We start from the raw sequence: 7,378 nt of genomic DNA on the forward strand, positions 1-7,378 counted from the left end.
CTACCTGCGGGAAAGATCGGGCACCACACCGCACCCGGATGGCCGGATCCGGCCACGCTCTCCCGGCGCGGCGACCGCCCGAAACGGCGGTGCGGGACCGTTCAGCGCTCCTCGAACCGCCACACCTGGGACGCCCGCCCGTCGCAGGCCGCCTGCTGGATCTTCACCCCGTCGTCCCCGGAGTCGCCCGCGGGCGCGAGGCACAGGCCGCTGAGGCCGGAGGCCACCGTGTAGTGGCCGCGCCCGGTCCCGGCGACCCGCCAGGTCTGCGACGCGGCGCCCGAGCAGGCGATCTGCTGGACGGCCGTGCCGGGCTCCGCGGACCCGCCGACCAGGTCGAGGCACTTCCCGCTGCGCTGGTTGACGACCGTGAACCGGCCGCCGGACGCCGCCTGGAACTTCCAGTCCTGCCGCGGAAGGTCGTTGCAGAGCCACTGCTGCATCGCGGCCGCGAGCGGATCGGATCCGGCTCCGGCGTCCACGCACTTGGCGCTGTGGAGGTCGCGCAGGCGGTAGGTGTTGGCGGTGTCGACCCCGGTCGCGTCGCCGGTGCCGCGCGCCGACGCCGTCCCGAAGACCGCGGTGCAGCGCCCGGTCTCGGGGTCGCCGATCCGCTTGGTCGCGATCTCCAGGAGCCGCGTCCCGTCCGCCGAAGGGAGCAGGGACGAGCTGTAGTTCGTGCAGACGACCTCCTCCCCGCCGGGCGTCGTCGTGGAGAAGGGCGTCTGCACCGGCGCGTCGAGCGGCAGCCAGGTACCGGTCCCGCCGGCAGGGTTCGCGTAGACGGTCTTGCCGCTGGAGCCGAGGAGGACCTTGCCGGACGGGTCCTTCACGAGCCCGCCCACCAGGAGGACGCGCCCGTCCGCACCGGGGCCGGGTGCCCAGGCGAGGGTCGGGGCGTGGAAGAAGGAGTTCCCGTCCAGGTCCTTGGGGACGGTCCCGGTCTCCGTGACGGCGCCCCAGTCCCGTCCATCGGACGACGTCCGGACGTGGACCTCGCACGCACGGGCCTCCGCGCTCCCGCACAGCTCGTACGCCATGAGGTACCGGCCGTCCGCGCGCCTGCGCACGCTCGCCATGCCGGGCCGGTGGCCCGCTCCCAGGTCGACGACGGCGCGGGGCGCGCTCCAGGTCGTCCCGCCGTCGGACGACGTCACCGCGGAGATCACCTGCGTGCTCTTCTCGGCGGCCTGCGGATAGCGCGTCTCGTCCGAGAAGTAGCAGGTCAGGTCGCCCTGGGCGTCGATCGACAGCTCCGGTTCCCAGAGGCCCTCGGTCGGACGGAGCGTCCCCGGCGCCGTGGCGCAGCTCGACAGGTAGGACCACGTGCGGCCGCGGTCGAGGCTCCTCCACACCCGGACCGCCGGCTGCCGCGCCGGGGCGTTCGGCATGCCGACCGTCGTCGCCCACAGCAGCGTGCCCGCCGGGTTCTCCCCACGGGCGGCCGGAAGCTCGAAGAGCGACCCGCAGCAGGCCCCGCGCCCGTCCGCGGCCTGCGGGTCGCGGACCTCCCCGACGGGCTGGAAGGTCGTCCCGCCGTCCGAGCTCTCGTAGAAGCGCGCCATGTCGGTGAGCCCGCCGGTCGAGCTCGTGTTCACGCTCGCGATGACGTGCCCGTCGGCGTCGCCGGAGTGCGCCAGGCGGATCGCCCGCGGATACATCGCGAGGCCTGGCGTGACGTCCACCGAGTCGACCTCGGCGTAGCAGGTCCCGGTGGCCAGGCGGACGGCGTTGGCGCCTGCCTTCAGCCAGACATCGGCGGGCACGACGACCCACTGGTCCCACCCGTAACCCGCGTAGGTGAGCGCCTGGGCGCCGCCGCCGTTGACGGTGAGCTGGTGGGTGCAGGGGGCGCCCGTCCCGTTGGCCCCGCGGACGTAGAGCCGGTAGGGACCCGCCGTCGCCGCGTCGATCCTGAGCTGCACGTAGTCGCCCGGGTCGTCGAGGTGCCCGACCTTCTTCTGCCCCGACGCGTTCAACGTGTCGATCACGGTCGGGCCGCCGCTCAGCGTGCTGGTCGCCGCCTCGGCCTCCCACCGGCCGAGCGGCGACGACGTCAGCGCCGCGTACCAGCGGGCCGCCATCTTGGAGTAGCCGCCCGTGGTGGGATGCAGCTTGTCGGGGATGTCCGAGGCCGGCACCGCGGTGTTCATGTCCACGAGATGGACCTTCTTGCCCGCGGCGGCCTTCGCCTGCACGATCCCCGGGATCCGCGCGTTGTAGGCGTTCACGGACGCGTTGAGCGCCGCGTCGGTGATCGGGACGATCTTCGCGACGTACACGTCCGCCGCGGGCGCCGCCTGCACGATGTGGTCGACCAGCTTGGAGAGCCGGTCCGCCAGCGTCGCCGCGCCGGTGCCGAGCCCGCACCCGGCGTTGATGTCGTTGGTGCCGATGTGCAGCAGCACCGCGTCCGGCCGGGTCGCGGTGATCCGGCTCGTCACGTACGCGCCGGTCATGGCCTTGCCGCAGGTGCTCGCGGCCCCGTCGGCGATCTGGTCGACACGCCACCCGCCGTGCCCCTCGTGGTCCCTGTCGCCCAGCCGGGACGGCCCGGACGACTCGCCGCCCACGAGGTCCACCGGCCGCCCGTCCGCCTGGAAGAGCTGCCAGAGGTCGGTGCGGTACCCGCCGTCCGCGCCCTGGGTGGTGGCGTCGTATCCTGCGGTGATCGAGTCGCCCAGCGGCATCACCTTGAGCGGCGCCGCGGCGGCCGCACGGGCCGGTGCCGCCGACACCGGAGGCGCCTGCACCGATCCGACCGCCAGCGCGCCGGCCAGCAGCGCGAACACGGCAAGCACCGCGCGGACGGCGCCTTTTCCGCTCGTGACGATCCGCACCCCGCGTCCCCCGATCTCGCCGGACCGCCGCCGCCCCTCCCGGACGGCCGCGCCCCGCCGTTGTCTCACGGCACGAAGCGAAGATCAACAGGCGGACGGGCCGGGACCATGATCCGGCCGCATCCGGCCGCGCCGCAGGGGGCGTCAGACCACCGGGGGCGCTTTCACGGGAAGGAACGACTCCAGTTCCATCGTCGGGTGCGGGTACTTCCAGTCGAGCCCATCGAAGCGCACGTACATGCCCTCCGACCGTCCCGCGAGGAAGTAGTTGCCGTTCCACCGGTTCGGGTACGTCACCGGCGAGTCCACCGGATAGTTCGCCCCCATCGGCTCGGACTCCACGTCTAGCCCGAACACGGCGTGGACAGCGGCATCTACGAAGTTCAGGTACTCGATGTTCCCGCGCAGGTGGGTGTCCTGGATCGCGAGGCCGTACACGCGGTCCCGGACGAAGTACAGCGCGCTCAGGTCCTTGACGACCTGGTCGAACCGGTGCGAGCCGTCATGGTGGACGAACGCGCGCGTCTGCGGCTCGGCGCGCAGGACGGTGGCGGCGTAGGTCGGCAGGTCGCCGTGGAACATGCGGACGCGCGCCATGGCCCGGGGAAAGATGCGCCGCAGCCTCTCGTAGGTGAACTGGAGGTAGGCGCGGTTGGCGTCCACCAGGTCGAGTTCGAGCCCCATCGGCTCGACGCACCCCGCCAGGATCGCCGCGGACCCGCCCATGAACACGCCGACGTCGACGAGCCTGGTCAGCGCACCGTGGTCGCGCTCGACCAGCGTGAAGAGATCGAAGTAGTGGTAGGCGCTGCACTGGTCCTCGTAGGCGACGTCCGCGCGCTCGATGCGGGCGGTCATGCGGTCGAAGACGGCGTTCTTCCCGGCGAAGGCCTTCAGGTCGGCGTGGTGCCCGCTCTGGAGCGGGATGTGGAGGACCTCGTGCAGGTTCGGCACGTCGGCCAGGCCGGGCGCGGGCCGCAGGAAGGTCCCCCACGTCTCCTGGTGCATGGCCACGGTCGTGACGTAGTTCGTCATGTCCGGTCCCTCTCTCCGGCGGGGAGCGTCTCCGGTTATCGGTTACGGGGCCTTGCGGAGGCGGGCTGAGACTGCTCGGCCCAGGTGCAGCATTGCCGCGCCTACCTCTGGGGGCGGGGTCGGCCGCTTTGACAGGCGGGCCAGTTCGTCGGTCGATCGTTGCAGCTCCTGGCGCCTAGTCGCGTTCTCGGCTCTGGCCTCGGCCAGCTCGGAGTGGAGGCGCTCGATCTCGCGTTGCTGGGCGGCGATCGTCTCGGTGAGGCGGTTGGCGTCGCCGGTGCGGGCGGCGGCCTCGTACTGGAGCTGGAGGACGCGGGTGTAGAGGGCGATCCGGTTGTTCTCCATGGTCGCCAGCAGCGCCGAGGACGTGTGGGGGCGCAGCGCCTCGAAGACCTCCGCGGCGGCGGGGGCGGTCTCGCGGACGAGGACGCCGAAGCCGAAGACCGCGGGGACGATCGCGAGGCGCCAGCCGCCGGTCTCGGCGAGGGCGTCCTCGACGGCGGTGAGGACGCCGTTGCGCTCGCCGCCCGCGTGCTCGGCGACCGTGAACGCGCCGTCGCCGACGAACCCGGCCGGGGTGACGTCGTCGTGCCAGACCGTCGGGCCGCCGCCGGTGGACGGGTGGACGTCCTCGGGCGGCAGGGCGGACGGCTGGTAGTAGAAGTCGCGCCGTCCGCAGGGCCAGAGCACGTCGTGGAGGACGACCACCGCGTCGGGGGCGTGCTCCATGATCCAGGCGAGCTCCGCGCGGACGACCGCGTAGTTGTGGTCGCCGTCCAGGACGTAGAGGTCGGCGACGGGCAGGCTCGGCAGCACGTCCGGGGACAGGCCCTCGACCAGGTTGAGCCGTGGGTCGGCGTCGAGGAAGGCGCGCAGGTCGTCGCCGGGACGGGGCTCCACGCAGTGGACGGTCGCGCCGAGGTCGGCGTACACGGAGCTGACCTGCCCGGACTCCACGCCGACCTCGACGACCTCGGTGATCGGGCGGTCGGCGGCCGCGCGGGCGGCGAAGATCTGCTCGAACAGCTCCCGGAACACCGACATCGAGTGCACCAGCAGCGGCAGGCCGCGGGCCGCGCGGGCCTGCGCGTGCGGATCGCCGCGCGTCCCGGTCACGACGGGCGGGGCGGGGGTGTGGTCAGGAGCCATCGCCGAGCTTCCTTCTGGCGACTCGTTGGGCGCCGGCGGCGACGCCCTTGACGCCCGCCGTCCGGTACTCCTCGCGGAGCCGGCCGGTGAGGCGCAGGGCGCGGGCGGCCCGCGCGGCCCGGCGGTCCACCGGCATCCGCGGCGCCATGCCGGTCATCGACTGCGGAAGCATCGCGAACGCGATGCTGATCTGGCCGGACGAGACGACCGGCGCCCCGGCGCGGCGGGCGATCGGCAGCCACACCGCCGCGTGCGGGCTGTCGAACTCCATGAGGTTGCCGCCGAGGTAGCGGCACTCGGCGTAGTGCAGGCCGACGAAGTCCTCGGGCCGGTCCCAGCGCAGCACCTGCTCGCGGCGGCGGCCGGTGAGGACCCGCGCCTCGATCCAGTCGACCCGGACGATCGCCGGGCGGCCGGGGATGGCGAGCGAGATGTCGACGGTGTCGTGGTGCTCGAAGCTGAGCCGGGCGAACGACAGCCCGTTGTGGTTGATCCGGACGCGGCGGCGGATGGGCTCGTGCCAGTGGTCGTCCGCGGTGCGGTAGCGGAGCCGGGTCTCGTACGGCTCGCCGGCCGGTTCGAGCGCCTCGGGGTCGATCGCGCCGTCGGCGATGGCGCGGGCGAGGGCGCCGAGGCCGGTGTCGGACGCGGCGATCAGCCCGGGCCAGAACGAGTCCCGCATGCCGAGGTCGGCGAGGTCGCCCGGCGACAGGTAGGGGATCGCGGGCCTCAGGTCAGCGGGCAGCAGCGTGGTGACCTCGGCGGAGCCGAAGTTGTCCTCGTGCGTCCAGTTGCCGAAGACGGCGGCCTCGTCCGGGGTCGGCGACTCCAGGGCGGACGCGAGGATGCGGGCGAGGCGGTTCCGCGCCGCCGGGGAGGCGGCGGGCAGCGGCCAGGCGGCGTCGGCGGCGGCGTACCGGTTCCAGGTCCGCTGGAAGGCGCGGACGCCGTCCTGGACGGTCCTGCGCTCAGCGTTCTGGGACGGCGAGTCGGCGGTGTCGCCGAGGACCGGCGCGCCGTCCTCGGTGAAGCCGATCAGCGATCCGCAGGGCGCGTTGACGCACTGCTCGACGATCTCCGGGCTGCGCGCCACCGTCGCGGCGATGTGCGCGGGGGCCCCGGCCTGCGCGAGGTAGCCCTCGGCGCGCAGGCCGGCGAGGTGGACGCGCTCGACGCGGGCGTCGGTGGCGAGGTAGAGGCCGGACACCCGGACGTCCAGCGCCGCGATCTCCAGCGTGCGGGCGAGCTGCCGCTGGATCGTCCCGCCCCAGCCGAGGTCGACGAGGGTCAGCTCGGCGCCGTCGAGCGCGCCGGCGTCGCGCAGGTGCCCGATCAGCCGCTCGCGGGCGGCGGTGACCGTGACCGCGAGGCGGTTGGTCAGGTGCGGCGTCTCGGTGAGCGCGCGGGCGACGCGGTCGGCGATGTCGCCGTTGTCGATCACGGTGTCCAGCTCGGTCGCGAGGCCGGGGACCTCGCCGGGCTGAAGCTCCAGGACCGCGAGGGCCTGCCGGACGGTGAGCCGGTAGCCGGTGCGGATGAACGCGTGCACCGCGTCCGTGTCGAGCGGGTCGAGCCCGGCCAGGGACGTCGCGAACCGCGACAGCCAGATGACCCTGGCCTCGACGTTCCAGCCCCGGGCCCGCGCGGCGGCGTTGATCAGCTCGGACAGCAGCTCGCCCTCGCGCATCGGGCACCACAGGACGGCGGTGCCGGTCTGGTGCGCCCGCTCGGCGGCCCACTCGGCGAACCCGGTCAGGACCGGGCCGAGCACGAGCGCCCCGTACCGCCACGCGATGTCGAGCGTGGACGTGGCGTGCTCGACGCCCGAGTGGAGCGCCTTGGCCCGCAGGCTGGTGAGCCCGAAGTCGCCGTGCCGGTCGTCGAGGTCGGGGGCGGGGTCGCCGAACGGGTCGACGGGCTCGTGCTCGCGTTCCAGGACGTCCAGGTAGGCGTCGTCGAGCCGCCGGTAGTGGACGGTGCGGATGCCGAGCCCGGCGGGCACCTCGTCGTCTGCCACCCGGTTGTCGCCGATGTGGACGATCTGCTCCGGGCTGCGGCCGAGGTCGCGCAGCACGATGTTCCACAGGCCGGACGCCTTGCCGGCGCCGTGCTGGTGGGAGCGGAAGATCCGGACGTCCTCCAGCGGGCCCAGCTCGGGGCGGTCGAGCAGGAGCGACAGGTGGTCCTCGGTGAAGTAGGTGTCGGACACGAGGACGACCTCGATGTCCTGCTTGCGGGCCGCGCGGATCGTCTCGGCGATGTCGAGGTCCACGACGGTCAGCTCGCGTTCGAGCCGCACCTCCGCCTCGACGAGCTGCTCCAGGGGCGCGCCGCCGAACAGGGCGTCCGGCATG

The 7,378-nt window shown here is 73.5% G+C and carries 4 protein-coding genes; all 4 read right to left on the reverse strand.

What is annotated here, in order from left to right:
• Positions 1-101: 101 nt before the first annotated feature.
• Positions 102-2,909, reverse strand: a complete 2,808-nt coding sequence (locus E1300_RS06105; protein ID WP_131755881.1) for an RICIN domain-containing protein — start codon at positions 2,907-2,909, stop codon at positions 102-104.
• A gap of 75 nt (positions 2,910-2,984) precedes the next feature.
• A complete protein-coding gene (locus tag E1300_RS06110; RefSeq protein ID WP_131755882.1) occupies positions 2,985-3,875 on the reverse strand; it encodes a class I SAM-dependent methyltransferase in 891 nt (296 codons plus the stop codon).
• Between the two features lie 42 nt (positions 3,876-3,917).
• On the reverse strand, positions 3,918-5,024 hold the full coding sequence (locus E1300_RS06115) for a class I SAM-dependent methyltransferase (protein ID WP_131755883.1): 1,107 nt from the start codon (positions 5,022-5,024) through the stop codon (positions 3,918-3,920).
• The coding region (locus E1300_RS06120; RefSeq protein ID WP_131755884.1) for an HAD family hydrolase at positions 5,014-7,378 on the reverse strand (2,365 nt) is incomplete at its 5' end. The genes E1300_RS06120 and E1300_RS06115, both read right to left, overlap by 11 nt.

This window comes from Actinomadura fibrosa (assembly GCF_900659615.1).
Classification (GTDB): Bacteria; Actinomycetota; Actinomycetes; order Streptosporangiales; family Streptosporangiaceae; genus Spirillospora; species Spirillospora fibrosa.